Origin of the sequence: Lacticaseibacillus absianus (genome assembly GCF_013407595.1) — a bacterium.
Classification (GTDB): Bacteria; Bacillota; Bacilli; order Lactobacillales; family Lactobacillaceae; genus Lacticaseibacillus; species Lacticaseibacillus absianus.
In genome coordinates this window covers 37259-54943 of record NZ_JABEKX010000004.1, presented here as the reverse complement: position 1 = coordinate 54943, position 17685 = coordinate 37259, and the positions used below count along the sequence as shown (strand labels likewise).

Annotated in this window: 18 protein-coding genes; 2 read left to right on the top strand and 16 right to left on the bottom strand. The window is 59.3% G+C overall.

Annotated elements, in window-relative coordinates; all coding sequences use genetic code 11:
* The first annotated feature begins 64 nt into the window (after positions 1 to 64).
* Positions 65 to 2038 carry a PTS system trehalose-specific EIIBC component gene (treP, locus tag HII33_RS12135; RefSeq protein WP_179396081.1) on the top strand — a complete coding sequence of 658 codons (1974 nt, stop codon included), beginning with the start codon at positions 65 to 67 and terminating at the stop codon, positions 2036 to 2038.
* Positions 2039 to 2093: 55 nt separating this feature from the next.
* On the opposite strand, the gene HII33_RS12130 is transcribed toward treP, so the two are convergent.
* From HII33_RS12130 to HII33_RS12100, 7 genes are all read right to left on the bottom strand, one after another.
* Complete coding sequence (locus tag HII33_RS12130; protein WP_179396080.1) at positions 2094 to 2432, bottom strand: cupin domain-containing protein; 339 nt, start codon at positions 2430 to 2432, stop codon at positions 2094 to 2096.
* A 10-nt stretch (positions 2433 to 2442) separates the two neighbouring features.
* Positions 2443 to 2748 carry a cupin domain-containing protein gene (locus tag HII33_RS12125; RefSeq protein WP_179396079.1) on the bottom strand — a complete coding sequence of 102 codons (306 nt, stop codon included), beginning with the start codon at positions 2746 to 2748 and terminating at the stop codon, positions 2443 to 2445.
* 191 nt (positions 2749 to 2939) lie between these two features.
* Entirely contained in the window at positions 2940 to 3839 is a 900-nt protein-coding gene (locus tag HII33_RS12120) for a DUF7916 family protein (protein ID WP_179396078.1), read from the bottom strand.
* 14 nt (positions 3840 to 3853) lie between these two features.
* Entirely contained in the window at positions 3854 to 5146 is a 1293-nt protein-coding gene (gene celB, locus HII33_RS12115) for a PTS cellobiose transporter subunit IIC (protein WP_179396077.1), read from the bottom strand.
* A gap of 361 nt (positions 5147 to 5507) precedes the next feature.
* The gene (locus HII33_RS12110; protein WP_179396076.1) at positions 5508 to 6098 is read right to left on the bottom strand and encodes a hypothetical protein; all 591 of its coding nucleotides are present in this window, start codon (positions 6096 to 6098) and stop codon (positions 5508 to 5510) included.
* A gap of 165 nt (positions 6099 to 6263) precedes the next feature.
* Positions 6264 to 6917 carry an MIP/aquaporin family protein gene (locus tag HII33_RS12105; protein WP_179396075.1) on the bottom strand — a complete coding sequence of 218 codons (654 nt, stop codon included), beginning with the start codon at positions 6915 to 6917 and terminating at the stop codon, positions 6264 to 6266.
* Between the two features lie 83 nt (positions 6918 to 7000).
* A complete protein-coding gene (locus HII33_RS12100; protein WP_179396074.1) occupies positions 7001 to 8014 on the bottom strand; it encodes a helix-turn-helix domain-containing protein in 1014 nt (337 codons plus the stop codon).
* Positions 8015 to 8126: 112 nt separating this feature from the next.
* Here HII33_RS12100 and HII33_RS12095 point away from each other — a divergent pair, with 112 nt between their 5' ends.
* The gene (locus tag HII33_RS12095; RefSeq protein ID WP_179396073.1) at positions 8127 to 9425 is read left to right on the top strand and encodes an MFS transporter; all 1299 of its coding nucleotides are present in this window, start codon (positions 8127 to 8129) and stop codon (positions 9423 to 9425) included.
* A gap of 87 nt (positions 9426 to 9512) precedes the next feature.
* Here HII33_RS12095 and cls read toward each other — a convergent pair whose 3' ends face one another.
* The 9 genes from cls to lacT form a co-directional block, all read right to left on the bottom strand.
* Entirely contained in the window at positions 9513 to 10964 is a 1452-nt protein-coding gene (gene cls / locus HII33_RS12090; RefSeq protein WP_179396072.1) for a cardiolipin synthase, read from the bottom strand.
* Between the two features lie 242 nt (positions 10965 to 11206).
* A complete protein-coding gene (locus tag HII33_RS12085) occupies positions 11207 to 11329 on the bottom strand; it encodes a putative metal homeostasis protein (protein WP_179396071.1) in 123 nt (40 codons plus the stop codon).
* Between the two features lie 21 nt (positions 11330 to 11350).
* Positions 11351 to 11620, bottom strand: coding sequence for a 30S ribosomal protein S14 (gene rpsN, locus HII33_RS12080; RefSeq protein WP_179396070.1), 270 nt, complete (start codon positions 11618 to 11620; stop codon positions 11351 to 11353).
* Positions 11621 to 11631: 11 nt separating this feature from the next.
* Positions 11632 to 12519: a metal ABC transporter solute-binding protein, Zn/Mn family gene (locus HII33_RS12075; RefSeq protein WP_179396069.1), complete on the bottom strand. Its 888-nt coding sequence runs from the start codon at positions 12517 to 12519 to the stop codon at positions 11632 to 11634.
* Positions 12520 to 12906: 387 nt separating this feature from the next.
* Positions 12907 to 13083, bottom strand: a complete 177-nt coding sequence (locus HII33_RS12070; RefSeq protein ID WP_179396068.1) for a hypothetical protein — start codon at positions 13081 to 13083, stop codon at positions 12907 to 12909.
* 16 nt (positions 13084 to 13099) lie between these two features.
* Entirely contained in the window at positions 13100 to 13432 is a 333-nt protein-coding gene (gene lacF / locus HII33_RS12065) for a lactose-specific PTS transporter subunit IIA (protein ID WP_179396067.1), read from the bottom strand.
* A gap of 107 nt (positions 13433 to 13539) precedes the next feature.
* Positions 13540 to 14964 (bottom strand): 6-phospho-beta-galactosidase, encoded by a 1425-nt coding sequence (gene lacG, locus HII33_RS12060; RefSeq protein WP_179396066.1) that lies wholly within the window; start codon positions 14962 to 14964, stop codon positions 13540 to 13542.
* A 23-nt stretch (positions 14965 to 14987) separates the two neighbouring features.
* Positions 14988 to 16682 carry a lactose-specific PTS transporter subunit EIIC gene (locus HII33_RS12055; protein ID WP_179396065.1) on the bottom strand — a complete coding sequence of 565 codons (1695 nt, stop codon included), beginning with the start codon at positions 16680 to 16682 and terminating at the stop codon, positions 14988 to 14990.
* A 55-nt stretch (positions 16683 to 16737) separates the two neighbouring features.
* Positions 16738 to 17601 (bottom strand): transcription antiterminator LacT, encoded by an 864-nt coding sequence (lacT, locus tag HII33_RS12050; RefSeq protein WP_179396064.1) that lies wholly within the window; start codon positions 17599 to 17601, stop codon positions 16738 to 16740.
* Between the last annotated feature and the right edge of the window lie 84 nt (positions 17602 to 17685).

Genomic DNA, 17685 nt, shown 5'->3' with positions numbered 1-17685 from the left:
GTAAGGGGTTACGCTTAACCTACGAACTCATCTATACAAGTTATCCACTAAGGAGGAATCGCTCATGGGTAAGTACCAATCAGACGCCAAAAAGCTGCTCGACGAGATCGGGGGCAGCGCCAATATTTCTAGCTTTACCCACTGCGCCACACGTATGCGTTTCGTGTTGAACGACGACGATAAGGCGAACAAAAAAGCGATCGAGGACATCCCGTCCGTTCGCGGTATGTTCACCAACGCCGGTCAGTTCCAAGTGATCATTGGGAACGAAGTCCCGGATTTTTATAATGACTTCGTGGACGTCGCCGGCATGGTCGGCGGCTCGAAGGAAGACGCCAAGGCCGCGGCGAAGGCCCACCAGAACCCGGTCCAAAAAGCGATCGCCACGTTAGCTGAGATCTTCACGCCGCTGTTGCCTGCCATCATCGTCGGTGGTCTGATCCTCGGCTTCCGCAACATCTTGGAAGGCGTGCAGTTCGGCGGCTCCACCATCGTTCAGCAGTCCCAGTTCTGGAGCGGCGTCAACGCCTTCCTCTGGCTGCCTGGTGAAGCGATCTTCCACTTCCTCCCAGTTGGGATCACCTGGTCCATCACCAAGAAGATGAAGACCACGCAGATCCTCGGGATCGTCTTGGGGATCACATTAGTCTCCCCACAACTGCTCAACGCTTACGCGGTCGCGAGCACGCCAGCGAGCAAGATCCCGTTTTGGGACTTTGGGTTTGCCCATGTCAACATGATCGGCTACCAGGCACAAGTCATCCCAGCGATGCTAGCCGGCTTCATGCTCGTCTACCTCGAGCGCTTCTTCCGGAAATACATCCCACAATCCGTCTCCATGATCTTCGTGCCATTCTTCTCGCTGATCCCGACCATCCTGGCCGCACACACGATCCTCGGCCCGATCGGCTGGAAGATCGGGGATGCGATCTCCGCTGCTGTGAACGCCGGGTTGACCAGCCAGTTCAACTGGCTCTTCGGGCTTGCCTTCGGTGCCCTGTACGCACCAGTCGTGATCACTGGGTTGCACCACACCACCCTGGCGATCGACGCCCAACTGATCTCCACCTATAAGAGCACGAACCTCTGGCCGATGATCGCACTGTCGAACATTGCCCAGGGTTCCGCGACCCTTGCTGTCGCGATCGCGCACCGCGGAAACAAGAAGGAAGAGCAGATCTCCGTGCCGTCCACCATTTCCGCTTACCTCGGCGTCACCGAACCCGCGATGTTCGGGATCAACCTGAAGTACGTCTACCCATTCGTCGCCGCGATGATCGGCTCCGGGCTAGCCGGGATGTTCGTCACCATCATGGGCGTACGTGCCTACAGCATCGGGGTCGGTGGGCTACCGGGGATCCTCTCCATCGTCGGCCAATTCATCCCAGCCTTTGCCATCGGGATGTTGATCGCGATCGCCGTTCCGTTCGTCTTGACCTTCGTCCTGCGGAAAGTCAAGTTCCTCAACAAAGTCGAATTCGTTGATGAAGCTGCCGCCACCGCGCCAGCGACCGACGTAGACGCTCAGCCTGCTGCGCCAGTTGCAGCTCCTGACGCGGTGACCCTTGACACCACCTCAGTGCACTTCGATTACCTCTACGCCCCGGTCAACGGTGACGTGATGCCGATCGAGGCGGTGCACGACCCCGTCTTTTCAACTAAAATGATGGGCCAAGGCTTCGCCGTTCACCCTGCGGACGGCCAGATCCACTCACCCGTCGTCGGCACGGTCCTGTCCGTCTTTGAAACCAAGCATGCGATTGGGATCAAGATGGATAACGGCCTGGAGATCCTGGTGCACATGGGACTCGACACTGTGGCCTTGCACGGCGATCCGTTCACCGTCCACGTCGAAGCCGGCGATCACGTGACCCCTGAGACGTTACTCGCCGACATGGACCTCGACCAAGTCGTGGCCAGCGGCAAAGACACCGACATCGTCGTCGTGATCACGAACACAGAAAAAGTATCTGAATACAAACTCCTCAAGGCCGGGACCCACAAGGCCGGCGAGGAAGTCGTCGCCGTCAAGGCGTAGCCCCACACAAAATGCCCGTCCAGCGATCGCTGGACGGGCATTTTTGGCGAGTGTATCAGACTTGCGGCTTAACGACGACTAGTAGCATCTGGAAGCCCTCGACTGCGTACAGGGAATGGCGCGCGTTAGCGGGGATCACGATCGACTCCCCTGCGTGAACGGTGAACGTCGCCGCCTCGATCCTGACTTCGGCCACGCCGCTCAGGATGTTGACCAGCGCATCTCCGGTCGCCGAATGGCCGCCGATCTCCTGGTCAGTCGCGACCGAAAACAGGGTCATGCCGAGGTCTGGCCGCTGGACCAAGGTCCGGCTGTTGACCTGATCTTCGTCTAGCGGGATCTGCGCCTTAAGGTCCAGGACTTGCGCCTGGGCGATCTTTTCAATATATGCCATGGGGCCCTCCTCATTTCGTCTCGATCTGAATGAACCGACACCGTTCGTCTGCACGCAGCATGTGTGGCGTGTCGGCTGGGATCACGATCATCTGGCCGGCTGTGACCGCCGTGGTCGTTGCGGCCACCACCATCAGTGTGCCATCGATCACCTGGATCAGTCGCGTCAGCACCGATCGTTCGTTACTGATGCACTCGCCAGCATCAAAGGCATAGGCGACGAATGGTAAGTCGATGCCAAGCTTGCGCCCGAACGACCGACTGGCGATCGCGTGCTCCCGGTACTGGATCAAATTCGCTAAGTCTAAAACGGTCATGTGTGGCCCTCCTCGGTATCGCTCTTTCTGTTGTACCCCGTTCGCACATGTTTTGCAACCACAGTCGACGGGACTGGCCGAGTCTCCTCACCGGTCTCGTCACGAGTCAAAAAAACACGCCGATCTACGATCAGCGTGCTCGGGGGTATTGCTTGCAGCAATGTTGGTACGCCACCGCTGCAAGCCACGTCTTAGCGTTCGACAGACAAGGCCATCCGGTGGAACGTGTGCCGCTTGCCGCGGACTGCGATGGACAACTGCAGGATATTCTCGGGGTCCGCATGACCGGAGAACCCGCCGTCCCCGATGTGGTGGATGTCGCAACCCGCACGCTTACTCGTCAGTGCCAGCGCCCGGATCGTCCCGACGTCCGCCCCTTCTTGCGTCGTGCCGATCGCCCCCATGACGAGCCGGTCTTGTTCATGCACAAAATGCACCATCTCGCTCATTTCCAGCTCACTCAACCCCGGGATCGTCCCGGCGACCGGGATCAGGATCACATCCGCCCCCGCCGCGATGTAATCACTGGCGATCTGATGATCGATCACCGGCTCGGAGACTCCCGCGCCGTGCATCTTACCCGCAATGATCATCCCGTTGAAATGACGCTTGGCCAGCCGCACTGCCGCCGTGATCTCACGGTTAGACACCCCTGTCGAAGGGTTTCCCGTCAGGCAGATGAAGTCGAACCCGAGCGTCGATGCGAGCTTCAGGTTAGTGGCACTCGCGATTCGACCGGACGAGATCGCCTTGGTCGTCTCACTCAGCGTCGCGTCTGGGTCAACCGGTTCTAAGTTCACGCCGATCGGCCGACCGGTCAGCTTCTTCAGCAGCCGGATCGGATCGTCGCTGGCCGGCAGGCCTTTGATCGCCCGAGTACCGAAGTCGAACAAGTTCAGCAGGATCAGGTCCGTCCCAAAAGCCGCCACATACTCCGCATTCGTAATGTTCTTCGTCATCGGATCCAGCGCCACATCATTCTCCGCGAGGATCGTGCGCCCCGCACTTGCCGCGATACTCGCGACCAATTCCGCACGCCCGAATTGCGCAAAGTCACTCGCCGTACAATTCAATAATCGCTTCACAACCATATCAGCTTTCTCCTCTAATCTGCGACGGTTTCGTCGCCCTGCTCTTCACGCAACGCCTTGTTATCGATCATCTTGAAGAACGGGTAGTAGATGATCGTCGATACCGCGATGATCACGACCTGCAAGATCGCCCCTGAAATATGACCACCGGTGGCTAAGTAGCCGCCGATGATCGGCGGCATCGACCACGGCACTAAGACGACCGCCGGAGCCACTAACCCGATCGCCATCGACACATACGACAGCGTGAAGCAGACCAACGGAGAGATCACATACGGCACAAGGATCAGCGGGTTCATGACGACCGGGAGCCCGAACATCAGCGGCTCGTTGACCGCAAAGACGGTCGGTGGCAGGCCGAGGTGCCCCATCTGTCGCATGTACTGACTCTTACTCTTGAAGAACAACAGTAGGGCCAACCCGAGCAACACACCAGACCCGCCAACCCAGACAAACACGTTCATGAACGTGTAGTTGAGGATATGCGGGATCGTTTTGCCCGCCTGAAAGGCCACACGGTTCTCATCCACGAACTGCAGCCAAGTCGGCTGCATCACACTGAGCACCAGGTCCCAGCCGTGGATCCCGACCATCCAGAAGACGGACGTCACCAGGATGGCAAAGACCCCACCCGCATAGCCGTCCCCGATCGCCGACAGCGGCTGACCGACGAACGTGTAGATCATATCGTGGATGTTCGTGTGCCCGATCGTTGAGATCAGCAAGCGAACGACCCAGAACAGCGTCAAGGTCACCCCCGATGGGATCAGGGCAACAAAGGAGCGACTGACTGCAGGCGGCACGTTGTCTGGCAACTTGATCACGATGTTTTTCTGCACGAAGAACCGGAACACTTCGGCTGAGACCAGCGCGACCAGGATCGCCACAAACAGGCCCTTGCTCCCTAGATAAGCGAGATCCAGCCCAGTTTTAGACATCGGTGTCACGAGAATGAACGTCGATAGGGACAGCAGGCCGGCTGAGACGCCACTGACCTTGTATGAATTCGCCAGGCTGTAAGCGATGGTGAAGGCATCGAGCAGGGCCATCACACTGAACGTCGCATCAACGACGAAGTTCATGTTCGCCTGCCACTGATCCCCGAACATACCCGCAATGAATTGGTTGAAAGCCGGCCACGGAAAACTCGACAAGATCACGAACACAGAGCCCACGATGATCAGTGGCATCGTGGTCACTAACCCATCACGGATCGCAACAAGGTGCCGTTCGCCCCCGATCTTCGTCCCGATCGGTAATAACTTCTCTTGCATGAATGATTGCACTTTAGAACCCGTACTACTCATAAAACCATCCTCCTTCGTGGTCACACACGGCTGCATTGGCCGTATTGGTCATAATGATCGGTGTCAGGCCTTGAACACAGTCGTAATTGTAAACAGTTTCACAATTTCGTGTCAACGGGTTTTTTGTTCTTTTTTAAGCCGTTTTTGTTAAATAGTTTTCGATTCGATATTACAACAGTCGTGATAAGCGACGATTCGAGTCTATCGCGACGCCTTTAGCGATCCACAGCACGCGTATCACCAATTTGTTCGTCGCGTTCGTGCCACTTTGAATTTCGTTATTTAATCGCCCCGTTTTTTGCCTAATATAACTGTCGTGATAAACGCAGGCACAAAAAAAGGCCCTTAACGAGCCTAGCCTTCAGGCCTGAAACCGCCGTTGCGCCCAGATCACGATCACTCGAAGCACCCACCCGGCATCGGGGTGCGGACCTGCTGCGACGAGCTCCGGCCAGTGAATCACGATCTGCCCTTGCTGCCAGGTCAGCCACTCGCCAGTCACCCGGACCACAATCTTCGACCAAGGCTTGCTCGCGTATGGCCCGAAGAAGTCGCGGTTCAAACCGATCAAGATCGCCTGACTACGGGTGGTCGCCGGATCCGCCAAGACCGCCCGTTGTAACTCCAGTCGTCCGATCGCAAACTCGGCCTCGGCTGCGCCTGCAATGATCAGCTGCTTCAGGCGCTGCTCGTAGGCGCGCCTCATCTCCGCCTGACCTGCTTGGACCCCTTGTTGGTAACGGTCCGCCTCACGGGCCTTCACCTGCTTGACTTGATGCCAGTCTCGCGCATCGACGAATGCCGCCAGATCAGCCTCATCAATGTCATATCCCGCCTTACGACTGCACAACGTCGCTTGCAGTTTGCCCGCTCTGATCCAGCGCCGGACCGTCTCCGCGTTGCTCACCAACCCCCGTGCCTGTAATACGGCCACTGCCTGTTCGACCTTCATGTCATTCACCTCACCGGTTATATTATACGTCTAATACTACAGTCGTGTTAACGTTTTTATGTGCATCAGGTCACAAGTGATCATCTGTTGGTTGACGACCGAGGCTTGCCCAGACCAAGCACCCGACAAAAAAAGCCGAGGACTTAGCCTCGGCTCGTGGTTCGTCTAATCTTCAGTGCCCAGCAGGAAGCGCCCGGCGAATGCGGCCAAGATCGCGCCGACTTCAGGTGCGGCGATGTAGAGCCACAAGTGGTTCAACCCAGTGCCGCCAGCAAACAACGCTGGCCCGATGGACCGCGCCGGGTTCAGGGACGCCCCCGTCAAGTTGACGGAGAAGATGATCAGGAGCATTAAGGCGACCCCGATCGCTAAGCCTGCGAACTCGGCGTTGCCGAACCGGTCGGCCGTGACCGCCAAGATCACCATCAGGAACAAGAACGTTGCGAGGGCTTCAACGAAAAACGCGACCCCGACGCTGAGCTTGGGGAAGTCCGTCTGCGCCATCTGCGTCGTTGGCAGCTTCAGGGCATCAACGATCACGCGCACTGCGCCGCTAGCCGCGATCGCACCGATGATCTGTGCGATCACATAGCCGACACCATCCATCAGCGGCGTCCGCCCGTTGATCACCATTGCGGTGGTGACCGCCGGGTTGAAGTGACCGCCAGAGATCCCGCCGAACGCGTACGCCGAGATCGTGATCGCCAGCCCGAAGCCGATCGCAATGGTCAGTGCGTCACCTTTCGCGAACAGGACCGCCCCGCTACCGAGAAAGACCAGCAGGAACGTCCCCATAAATTCAGCAACTAATTTTTGCATGTGAGTGCCTCCAATAAGTTTCGTGATAATTGCATTGCGTGAACCTCCTAAGCATACCACAAAAATGGTTGTAGACAATGTTTTTACATATAGAACGCCGCGCTGCTCCCGTCTTCCTGGTTGCGCAAGATGATGCGCAGGACGTCAGCATAGCCGTGATCGGAGCGCACGCCCAGGATGCGCTCGATGCTGATGGCCTGCTGGCAGGTCTGGGTCCCGCCGGCGACGTCCCCGGCGATGATCTGGAACCAACCGCGGCAGAACAGCAGGTTGTTGGCGTGTCCGAGGTCGCCAGTGCGCTGGATCTGGCGGTCCGCTTCGGCTAACGCGGCCTGCGCCCACTGCAGCTGGCGCGCGTTGATGAAGTCGGTGAACACGCCGAATAACAGGTCGACCCGCATATGCTGGACGCTGGGAAATAGCGCGTACTGCTCGGATCGAGTGAGCGCCACGCGCAACAGCTGATGGCTCGTATCGTTAGCGATGAAGATGTGAAACACCGAGAACCAGTAGAGCTCGAAGTACCCCCAAGTTTCAACGGAGTATAGGTAGCTGACCAGCGGCCGCACCATCTCGTTAAGCTTCGCCATCAGCACCCCAATTCTTGGGTGCTGATCGGCGCGGCGGCCCAGCTCATTGCCCCGCAGAACGGCCTGCATCACCTGGATCATCAAGGCGGAGAACCGCTCACGGCGCGTCGGCACGTGGCCGTCCGCCGGCTGCAGGTAGCGCGCGACGTCGGTGTCGAAGTCGGCGATCATCGCCGGGTCGTCCACCCCGGTCGAGGTCAGCGCACCCATGCGCTGGATCAGCGCCTCGAACACCGGGTCATCCTGGCTGTTGAAGGCCCCCTCCCGGTAGCGGTTGGCCTCATCCGGCGCCGGCAGCTGGACGGTGCGCTGGGCGCGCAGGAACACGAACTCCTCCAGCGACACCTCGATGCGCCCGAGCAGGTGCTCGAAGCGCGCGAAGCCGATGGCCAGTAGCCCCCGCTCGAACTTGCTGATCGCCGCCACCGAGTTCGTCGCGTCGGCCACCTGCTGTAGCGTCAAGTGTCGGTTGCGCCGCAGCTCGCGAAATAATGTCCCGTCGTCCATCTGACCCTCCTGGGCGTCGCCTACGTTTTTTTGACTATAGTTAAAAATCGCTCAACTTGGATAATACGCCCGCTAGACTGAAGACACAATCACAAGTTAGGAAGTGGCTTCTATGCACGAATACCTCACCAACCGCGGCTACCGTGCCTCCCTCAACGCCAATGTTCTCAGCGGCATCGGCGATTCACTGTACAACATCGTCTTCATCGTCTACGCCAGCCAGATGCCGTTTCGCACCCTCGCCGTGTCGCTGGCGTCCATGGCCGGGCTGCTACCCAGCCTACTGGCGATCATCACCGGCTACCTGGCAGACGAGACCCGGCGCAAGGTTCGCTGGATGATCACCGCGCGCCTGGCTCAGGCCGCCTTGTTCGGCCTGCTGGCAGTGGCGATCGCGCTACCGCACAGCCTACCGCTGTTCATCGGTCTGCTGGCGATCAACATTATGTCCGACCTGTGCGGCCAGTACGCTAACGGCCTGGGCATGCCGCTGCTGCGCCGGCTGATCCCCGGCAACGAGCTGAACGCCGCGATGGGTTTCACCACGGCGAGCCACACCACCGTCCAGATTATTTTCCAAGGTCTCGGCGCAACGGCCATCGTGCTACTGCACCACAACTACAGCGTGTTCGGTCTGATCAACGCGCTCACCTTCGTCGCCGCGGCCGCCGTGCTGCTCAACCAGCGCCGCGTGCTACTGGCCGCTCAACCGCCGATCGCCGCAGTCGCCGCACCGCGCGTGCCAATGCGTCGTAGCATCCCGGCCGCTCTGCGGTTTTTGGTCACCCAGCACTTCCTGTTCGCGGTGATCCTAATTGCGACGGCCTTCAACCTCTTCGGCGCCTCCACCGGGGCCCTGATGAACGTCACCCTGCTCAGCGCACCGCACCTATACTGGGGCAACTACGGGACCACCGTCGCACTGCTCAACATCGCTACCTCGCTGGGTCTGATCGCCGGGTCGTTACTGGCCCACGACCTGTTCGCCAAGCGCCCGCTGATGAAGCTGATGGCGATCAGCTCGGCGCTGCTCGTGGCCGCCAGTGCCGCCTTCATCTGGGGCGGTTCGCGGGTGCTGATCCTCATCCTGATGCCGGCGTTCGGTTACATGATGGGCAAGATCAATCCGCGCATCTCCGCGATGATGATGCGTCTGGTACCTGAGGACCAGCTGGCCAAGGTCTCCGGCGTCATCGACATGCTCGCCCTGATCGGCGCCCCTATCGGCCAGTTCGTCTTCCTCGGTCTGGCCAACCTGCTAACGCCTAGCGCCGGTTGGTGGGCCTTTGGCGGCGGTGCGGCGGTACTGCTCGCCGCCACCCTGCTCGTCGACCAGCGCGTGGCTGAGCCGGCGCTACCGGACGACGATGCGGTCACCGCAGCGCCTGAGCGCGTCAGCGACGGCGACTGACGCGCGCGCCATGGCAGCCTGCGCTTGGCGCGTACCAAAAACACGCCCTGCAGCGCTGCAAGGCGTGTTTGCGGCCGGTCGCCCCCGCTACAGGATCGGCGAGATCAGCCGTGAGAAGGTCTGCTTAAAGCGCAACCAGCGTGACATGTGGGCAAAATCTGCCGCGGTCACCAACCGACTGTGCGTGATGTCAGCCAAGAACCGCTTGTTCAGCCGTGTCGCGACGACCCGGTCGTAAACGAAGGCGTTGGCCTCGAAGTTCAGCTTGAAGCTGCGAAAGTCCATATTGGCCGAACCGACCGAGGCGATCGCCCCATCTGCGACCACGACCTTGGCGTGCAGGAACCCGGCCTCGTAGAAGTAAACTTTGGCGCCATCTTGCGCCAAACCGCGTGCGTAGTACTGGCTGGCGCGGTAGACGAAGGCATGGTCTGGCATGTGCGGGATCATCACGCGCACATCGACCCCAGAGTGGATCGCCCCTCGCAGCGCTGTCAGCACCGCGTCGTCAGGGATCAGATACGGCGTCTGGATGTACAAGGTCTCCCGCGCGGCGTTGATCATCTTGAGGTAGCCCAGCTTGATCTGCTCCAGGTCGTCGTGTGGCCCACTGGTGACGACCTGCATCATCGTGGTGCCCAGACCGCCGACCGTTTTGGGAAAATGCGTCTGATTGATGTCCAACGGGTGGTTGGGCACCGTCGCGTCCCAGTCGCAGATAAACTGCTGCTGCAGCGCCAGGACCGCGTCGCCTTCGACCTTCAGGTGCGTGTCCCGCCACGGACCGAATTTTTGGCTGCGCCCAACGTACTGGTCCCCGATGTTGAAGCCACCGATGTAGCCGGTCCAGCCATCGATCGCGACGATCTTGCGGTGGTTGCGGAAGTTCAGACGAAAATCGAACCGCGAACGGATCCCGAGGAACGGCTCGACGATCGCCCCAGCTTCGCGTAGCGGATCGAAGAACGTGCCTTTGGTCCCCAGCGACCCCCAGGCATCATACAGCACCCGCACGGTGACCCCTTCTTGCGCCTTGGCGATCAAGGTGTCACGGATCGTGTTGCCCAGCTGATCATCGTAGAACGTGTAGAACTCGACGAACACGTTGTGCTGTGCCAGCGCGATCTCTTTTTGCATATCGCGAAACAGCGTCGTCCCATCGGTGAAGATCGCAGTCTGGTTGTTCAGTGTGACGAAGCTCTGATCCGTATTCTGGAACTCCCGGATCATGCTCTTGACCGTCGATTGCACATGCGTGTCAGCCGGATCAGGCTTGGGCAGGCGCGCCTGCTGCTCGGCCAACACGGCGCTGAGCTCAGCGTGCGGCTGCACCCGGATCTTGTCTAACTGCCGGCGCGACAGCTTGCGGCCGAAGAAGTAATACGCAATGAAACCGATCAGCGGGGCAAAGTTCAACACGAGCAGCCACGCCCAGGTCGCGGCAATGTCGCGCTTCTCGCGGAATACGGTAATCACCGCACCGATCACGTTGAGCGTGTAGATCACGGTGATCACGGTCTTGATCGTTGTCCAGTCCATCCTGTTGGTCTCCTTCTACTACCCAGTTCCCCCCGTCTAATGTACCGCAGTGGGCGCGTCGCAACAATAGGCGCCGAGACGCCGAAGGGGCTGAGATAGACGTGGGACTAGCCCAGAATATACGCGTAGCCCCTAGCAAAACCTTCATTCAAGTTTTGCTAGGGGCCACGCTTGTCCGGCTTGTGTTACCCCGGTCGGGCGCAGTGCGCGCCGGGCCAAAAAGCCAGCTGATCAGTCATTGCCTAAGCTTTGCCCTGCCGCTTAGCGGCCTTGATCGTTCGCAAGGCGCGTTTGCGGGTCTTGATGTTCGGGCTCTTCATCTCACGCCGCGCTGTCGCGACGGTCACAGTCTTGGTCTGGGTCATCTGAGTCTCCTCCTTCGGGGATCACCAGCTGGCCTTTTTGACGCCGGGGATCTGGCCGGCGTGGGCGAGCTGGCGGAAGTTCAAGCGCGACAGGCCGAACTTGCGCATATAGGCGTGCGGCCGGCCATCCAGCTGGTCGCGATGGTGCAAGCGCACCGGACTGGAATCGCGAGGCAGCTGTGCGAGACCAGCGTAGTCACCCGCCGCCTTGAGCGCGGCGCGCTTGGCGGCGTATTTGAGGACCAAGGCCTGCTGGCGCTTGGCTTTTTCGATCTTAGCGGTTTTTGCCATCTGTTTCTCCTTTACTTTTGGGTGTTCTGGATCTTCTCGAGTTGGGCGTACTGGCTCATCATCCAACTCGTGTACGTCTGCTTGGCCGGCATGGTCTCGGTCACCTTCAGGACCGGGATCCCGGCGGCGCGGACTTGCGCGACGATGTTGCTGACGACCTTGCTTTCGACCTGGACATTTTGGACGAAAAAGGCGATCTGCTTGTGCTTGATCGCGGCCGTCAGCTCACGGATATCCTTAGGGCTCGGGTCCGTGCTCTCCTCGACCGCAGCGGCGAAATGCGGGTTGATGATCCGGTAACCCAGCGCACTCAGGGCGTTGCTGAAGACCGGCTCGGATACCGCCACCGCTTGTCCCGCGGCCTTCGCCTTGAGGCGCGCGATCTGCGCCGTCAGCGGCTGTAACTTCTTGATGTACGCCGTTGCGTTAGCGGTGTAGGCTGCGCGGTGCTTGGGGTCCAGCGCCCCGAACTGCTTCGCCAGCGCGCGCGCCATCTTGGGCATCACTTCGGGCTTATACCAGACGTGCTCGTTCTCCCCGTCACGGATCCCGACCACCTTGGCCGCCGATACCACCTTGACTGTGCCGCTATCGGCCCCGACCAGCTTATCCATCCAAGAATCGTAGCCGCCACCATTGACGATCACGACATTCGCCCGGGCGACGGTCTTGGCGACCGCCGTGGTCGGCTCATAGTCGTGCGGGTCGATGTCCGGGTTATCGATGACGCTGGTCACCGTCCCGTAGTCCCCGACGACCGCCTTGGCGACTTCCCCGTAAAAATCCACGCTCGAGACGACGGTCAGTTTGTTTGATGCCGCATGCGTCGAACAGCCACTTAGGGTTAGCGCGGCCCCAAGCGCTAGCACGGCCCCAGCAAGCCAATGTGTCAACTTCATAATGTTCCCCCATGTTTTGGATTAAATCGTAACCATTACGATTAACAATTAATATCTTACCAGCTTTGGCCCCGCTGTCAAGCCCAACTTAATCGTAATCATTTCGGTTAAATAATGTTCAAGAATAGCACGCGCGCCCCTTGGGGTCAAGGCGTGCCCCGAAACAGCGGCCTGATCAGCGGCGCTGCGACCAAGGGTGCTTTGGACGCTGACCAGTCGCCCTTCCCCACTGATCAGGCCGCGGTGCTCAGCGCGCCATCACACTTGGCCCGTAGGCTCGTGCGTCGCAAGCGGTCCGCGCCGGTCTTGGGCCTGCCACGCAACTGGGCTTCACCGAGCACACAAACAGGGGGCCGTGACGATCGTCACGGCCCCCACTTACGTATTTCAGCCAAACTTATAGAGCAAGATTGCGGTCGTGATGACCGCAGCCGCAGCCAGCGAGGCCAAGTCCCCGCCGGAATAGGGCCGTTGTTTAGCCCGACGCACCCCACGCGGCCGGATCACAGCGAGGCTGACTCCGATCAAGCACAGCGCCCCGAACAGCATCAGTAGCTTTGACATCGCAGGCCTCCTTCGGTCACTTGTCTTCGAGTGCCTTGACCCGCTTGAGCAGGCGGATCAGATAGCGGGTCTCATCGATCAAGAGCATCGTGGTCATCAACGTGTCTTGCCCGTGCACCATGATGAACGTCACGTCCATGTTAGCGCCACCGGCCTCCTCGCTGAGGATCTTGGTCTGCTGGTTGTGCGCGTCGTTGATATCGCGTTGCGCTTCCTCCAGCAAAGCTGCGGCCTTCTCGAACTCACCGGCCTCCGCTGCATCGAGGGCGTGCAAGGCGGCGGTGCGGGCATCGCCCGCGTATGCCACCAGTGCAAACCCGACCATCGAAATCTCTTCTTTAGTTGCCATCCGTATACCTCCGATTATTGTGGTGCGATGCTGCGAACGGGTCGCCCGGTCCTCATGCTGACACGGTCAACTCGCGCTACCGGTGCTGTTCGGCGCCAAATGCCGGTTCAGTCCGGGATCACATGTGTGTCACTGACTTGCTTGAACCAGTGCGCGCTTTGCTTCACGTAACGCGCCTGAGTCGCGAAGTCGATAAAGAACAAGCCGTACCGTTTGCTGTAGCCGTTGGTCCATGAGAATTGATCCTGCAGGGACCAGACGAAGTACCCGCGCACATTGGCACCGTCATCGATCGCCGTGGCGACCGCATCCAGGTACTGCTTGAGGTAATCGATCCGCTTCGGATCCGCGATCACTGTCGCCGGTGTTGCACCATCCGGCAGTGTCTCCTTCAGCCCGATGCCGTTTTCCGTCACGTAGATCGCCGGCACCAGCGGGTACTGGTCGTGGATGCGCATCAGGATATCATGCATCCCCTGCGGGTAGATCGGCCAATCCCAATCCGTCGTCTCGATCCCTGCCGGCAGCTTCTCCTCGCCGATCCCGTGCAGCCGTGCAACTGAAGTCCCCTTCGCACCGGTCCCGTTGTGGTGCATCTCACTCGCCCCGTCGTACGCGCGCAACCACTTGCTGAAGTAGTTGTTCACGCCGACGAAGTCCTGCTGGTGTGCCGCCAAGTCGAGGGCGTCGAGCTCTTCAGGGGTCGTCTTGAACATCGGCTGACCGTTAGCCGCCAAGATCTCTTGCACCAAAGCGAGTGTCTCCGGCGCGTAAGCACCAGCAAGCGTGCCATCCAGGTAAAGCCGGTTCTCGTACGCGTCCTGCAGCGCCGCTGCGTGCACGTCAGCCGGATCATCACTGTACGGGTAGACGGTCTGCAACGCGTGAACGACCCCGATCTGGCCGCCGAGGTGCAGCCGCTTATAGGCGTTGACGATGCGTGCATGCACAACGTTCTGGTTGTGTTCAGCCTGGAACGTCTTATCGAAGCGGCCTGTCTCACCGGGCGGGAACGTCCCTCTGCTGTACTGCTGGATCGCCATAGATGTCGGCTCGTTGATCGTGATCCAGTACTTGACCTCCGGGAACTCCTTGAAGCAGAACTCAGCGTACTTGACGAAGGCATCAAGCATCCGTTGGCTGAGCCAGCCGCCTGCGGCCTGCAGGGTCAGCGGCGTGTCGAAGTGATGCAGCGTGACGAACGGCTCGACGTGGTGTTTGCGGCATGCCGCAAACACCTGGTGGTAATAGTCGACGCCGCGTGGCTCAACTGGCCCGTCGCCGGTCGGAAAAAGCCGCGACCAGGCGATCGAGAGCCGCACCGCCTGCACCCCGTACTGCTCCGACAGCGCCAGGTCCGTCTCGTAACGGTGATAAAAATCCGCCGCCGGATCCGGACTGAAGCGCCCTTGTGCGGCCAGGTATGGATCCCAGAGCACCTGGCCCTTGCCATCGACTTGCGTGGCGCCTTCGACCTGATAGGCCGCCGTTGCGCCACCCATGATGAAGTCCTTCGGTAATCTATGACTCACGTTTGTTCCCTCCTCAATGCTTGTTACAGATTCGATTCGACGAAGTTCAGGGCCATATCCCCGTTGTTGGTCAGCTCAATATACTGCCGGCCAGTCGTCGTGACGAGCTTGACTCCGTACTTCGCGGTGATCTTTTCCAGGTTGCCCTTCATACTTTCCATCTGCGGGGCCAGAATGACCATATCCATGTTCTGGATCAGGTCCATGTCCTGGCCGTACGCTCGGGCGGTCGCAGACAACTTCAACCCGCGCGCCTTCGCTAGTTTGTTCAGCGCGTTCGCCAAGATCCCCGAGGTTCCGCCGCCGGCGCACAGGACCAGCACGGCCACCTCGTTTTGCTTGAAGTAGTCTTCCCCGTGCACACCGTCAGCGACTGGAGCCGCTGGGGCGTCAGGGGTCGCTTCGGCCTCAGACGTGACTCCGCCGACCACCGCGCCATCGGCGATCAGCGCTGCTTCCTTAGCACGCTCTTCCGCGACCAGCTGCTTATCGTACTGGTGGAAGAATGGCAGGAAGATCAAGACATCGAGGACGATGATGGCCCCGACAAACACGAACGACAGTGGGGCGAAGCCGGTAGACGCGATGATCCCGATCGGTGCTGGAACGGTCCACGGCAGGTAATACATCATACTGTTCATGCCCAGCGTGGTCACGAAGAACTTGAACAACGCAATGTTGACCATCGGGGTGAGCAGGAACGGCACGAAGAAGATCGGGTTCATGATGATCGGTAGCCCGAAGAGGACCGGCTCATTGACGGAGAAGGACGCCGGGACAATAGCCGCCTTCCCGATCGCCTTGAGCTGCGCGGACTTCGCCGCCATTACCAGCACGTAGGCGATGACGAAAGTCGACCCGGTGCCGCCGAAGTTCATGACATAGTCCATCGCGTTTTGGGCCAGCACGTGAGAGACGTGCTCACCGGCTTGGTACTGCGCCAGGTTAGCCGCCGTGTTGGCGATCATGATCGGCATCACGGCAGGCGAAACGATCGATGGGCCCTGTACCCCGCAGAACCAGAAGAACGCCATCGCACCCGCGATGAGACACAGTCCGACGTAAGAGTCGCTGGCACTGAAGACCGGCGACAGGACCTGAATGATCCAGGCCGGAACGACGGTGCCGGTCGCGGCCTTGAACAGGAAGCCGAACAGCCAGAAAACGGTGACCGACAGCCCCAGCGGGATCAGGTCCTTGAACGACTGCGCGATGTTACCGGGCACCTGTGGCGGTAACTTGATCGTCACGTTGTTCTTGATGCAGAGATAGTAGATGTTTGGAACGATCAACCCGACGATGTAGGCGCAGATCAACCCCTGCGTCCCGAGGTAAGTCAGGTCGACGCCGGTCTTCAGTGGTAAGATCGACAAAATGATGAAGGCGATCTCGGACGCGATGATCACCGCGACCGGGTTGATCTGGTTCGTTTTCGGCAGGTCAAGGTTCTTGCTGTCGGTCAGGTTCTTGGCGGTCGTGCCGGCCACGAACAGGGCGAGCAGCCCCATCGAGTAGTTATAGGCCACCATCAGCGTGTTGGTGACATTGTCCGGCCAGTAGAAGCCCCACGCATTCGGCACATAAGCGACCATCATGAAGAGACTGGAGAAGATGATGATCGGCATGCAGGCGATGAAGCCGTCACGCACCGCCGACACATACTTGTTAGCGGCAATGGCTTCGAACGCCGGCTTGAGCTTATCAAACACTTTGTTCATTGATCGATCCTCCTAATTGGTTATCCTTCGGCCAAGCGGTCGAGGGGATGCAGGCTCAGTGCCCATCCGCAGCCGGTGCTTCGTTGATCAGCCGCTGGATGTGAATGATGAAATACAGGCGCTCGTCTGCACTCAGTTCTGGATATAGATTGTCCTTGATCTCGTTGAAGATCTCCGATGCGATCGCGTAAGAGCGCGGATAGGTCTCGCCCAGCTCCATCGCGACGGTCGGGGTGATCGTCACCGCAGCCTGGTCGGCGCGCTGCAACCGGTCGATCAGATACTGCAGATGGATCATGAAGCGGTCATAATAATTGCTGTTACTCGTGGAACGCAGGATCCCGTGGCGGTGCAACACGGTTTGGACCAGTCGACTGATCGTGGCCGAGCTAGGCGCATCGAACGGCTGCTCCGCGGCACTTTGGCCGGTCGCGTTGATGAAGTGCAGCGCGATGTTTTTGACCTCGGAATCCGGGAAGCGCACACCGAGGTCGTGTTCAATGACCGTCAGTGCCTCGCGGGCGACGGCGTATTCCGCCGGGTACTGCGTGTGAAAATCCGGGACCATGCTGTCGACATAATCACCGTCCCGAAGGCGCTGATAGGCACCGTAAAGGTGGTCGCCCAGTGTGATGTAGATATAATCCAGCACACTGAGGTGGTACTTGCGCTGCGCAATGTCGATGATCTCGTATGTGGTCGTCACCACGTCGATCGGAATATCTTTCAAGAGGAAATACAAGTTCTTCCGCGAGGTCTCCGTCTCAAGGTAAAAGAGCTTCTCGACCTGCTGCGGTACGATCGAATCGCCACGTTGCTTCTGGAAAGCGATCCCCTTCCCCTTCGCAACAGCCTGTCGGTGATTGTCCAGATCAACCAGCGCCACGTTGTTGTTGAAGACTTGGGCGATTTTGAGCATTCGATCCACCTCCTAGGGAAATAAAAAAACCACAAACCACGCGCCAGTGATGGCGTCGCAGCCTGCGGTCTTGCCTAATTCAAT

Bases quoted from the DNA above. Each gene is read 5' to 3' on its own strand.
- treP (WP_179396081.1), top strand. From the start codon at position 65: ATGGGTAAGTACCAATCAGACGCCAAAAAGCTGCTCGACGAGATCGGG.
- HII33_RS12130 (WP_179396080.1), bottom strand. From the start codon at position 2,432: ATGGCATATATTGAAAAGATCGCCCAGGCGCAAGTCCTGGACCTTAAG.
- HII33_RS12125 (WP_179396079.1), bottom strand. From the start codon at position 2,748: ATGACCGTTTTAGACTTAGCGAATTTGATCCAGTACCGGGAGCACGCG.
- HII33_RS12120 (WP_179396078.1), bottom strand. From the start codon at position 3,839: ATGGTTGTGAAGCGATTATTGAATTGTACGGCGAGTGACTTTGCGCAA.
- celB (WP_179396077.1), bottom strand. From the start codon at position 5,146: ATGAGTAGTACGGGTTCTAAAGTGCAATCATTCATGCAAGAGAAGTTA.
- HII33_RS12110 (WP_179396076.1), bottom strand. From the start codon at position 6,098: ATGAAGGTCGAACAGGCAGTGGCCGTATTACAGGCACGGGGGTTGGTG.
- HII33_RS12105 (WP_179396075.1), bottom strand. From the start codon at position 6,917: ATGCAAAAATTAGTTGCTGAATTTATGGGGACGTTCCTGCTGGTCTTT.
- HII33_RS12100 (WP_179396074.1), bottom strand. From the start codon at position 8,014: ATGGACGACGGGACATTATTTCGCGAGCTGCGGCGCAACCGACACTTG.
- HII33_RS12095 (WP_179396073.1), top strand. From the start codon at position 8,127: ATGCACGAATACCTCACCAACCGCGGCTACCGTGCCTCCCTCAACGCC.
- cls (WP_179396072.1), bottom strand. From the start codon at position 10,964: ATGGACTGGACAACGATCAAGACCGTGATCACCGTGATCTACACGCTC.
- HII33_RS12085 (WP_179396071.1), bottom strand. From the start codon at position 11,329: ATGACCCAGACCAAGACTGTGACCGTCGCGACAGCGCGGCGTGAGATG.
- rpsN (WP_179396070.1), bottom strand. From the start codon at position 11,620: ATGGCAAAAACCGCTAAGATCGAAAAAGCCAAGCGCCAGCAGGCCTTG.
- HII33_RS12075 (WP_179396069.1), bottom strand. From the start codon at position 12,519: ATGAAGTTGACACATTGGCTTGCTGGGGCCGTGCTAGCGCTTGGGGCC.
- HII33_RS12070 (WP_179396068.1), bottom strand. From the start codon at position 13,083: ATGTCAAAGCTACTGATGCTGTTCGGGGCGCTGTGCTTGATCGGAGTC.
- lacF (WP_179396067.1), bottom strand. From the start codon at position 13,432: ATGGCAACTAAAGAAGAGATTTCGATGGTCGGGTTTGCACTGGTGGCA.
- HII33_RS12055 (WP_179396065.1), bottom strand. From the start codon at position 16,682: ATGAACAAAGTGTTTGATAAGCTCAAGCCGGCGTTCGAAGCCATTGCC.
- lacT (WP_179396064.1), bottom strand. From the start codon at position 17,601: ATGCTCAAAATCGCCCAAGTCTTCAACAACAACGTGGCGCTGGTTGAT.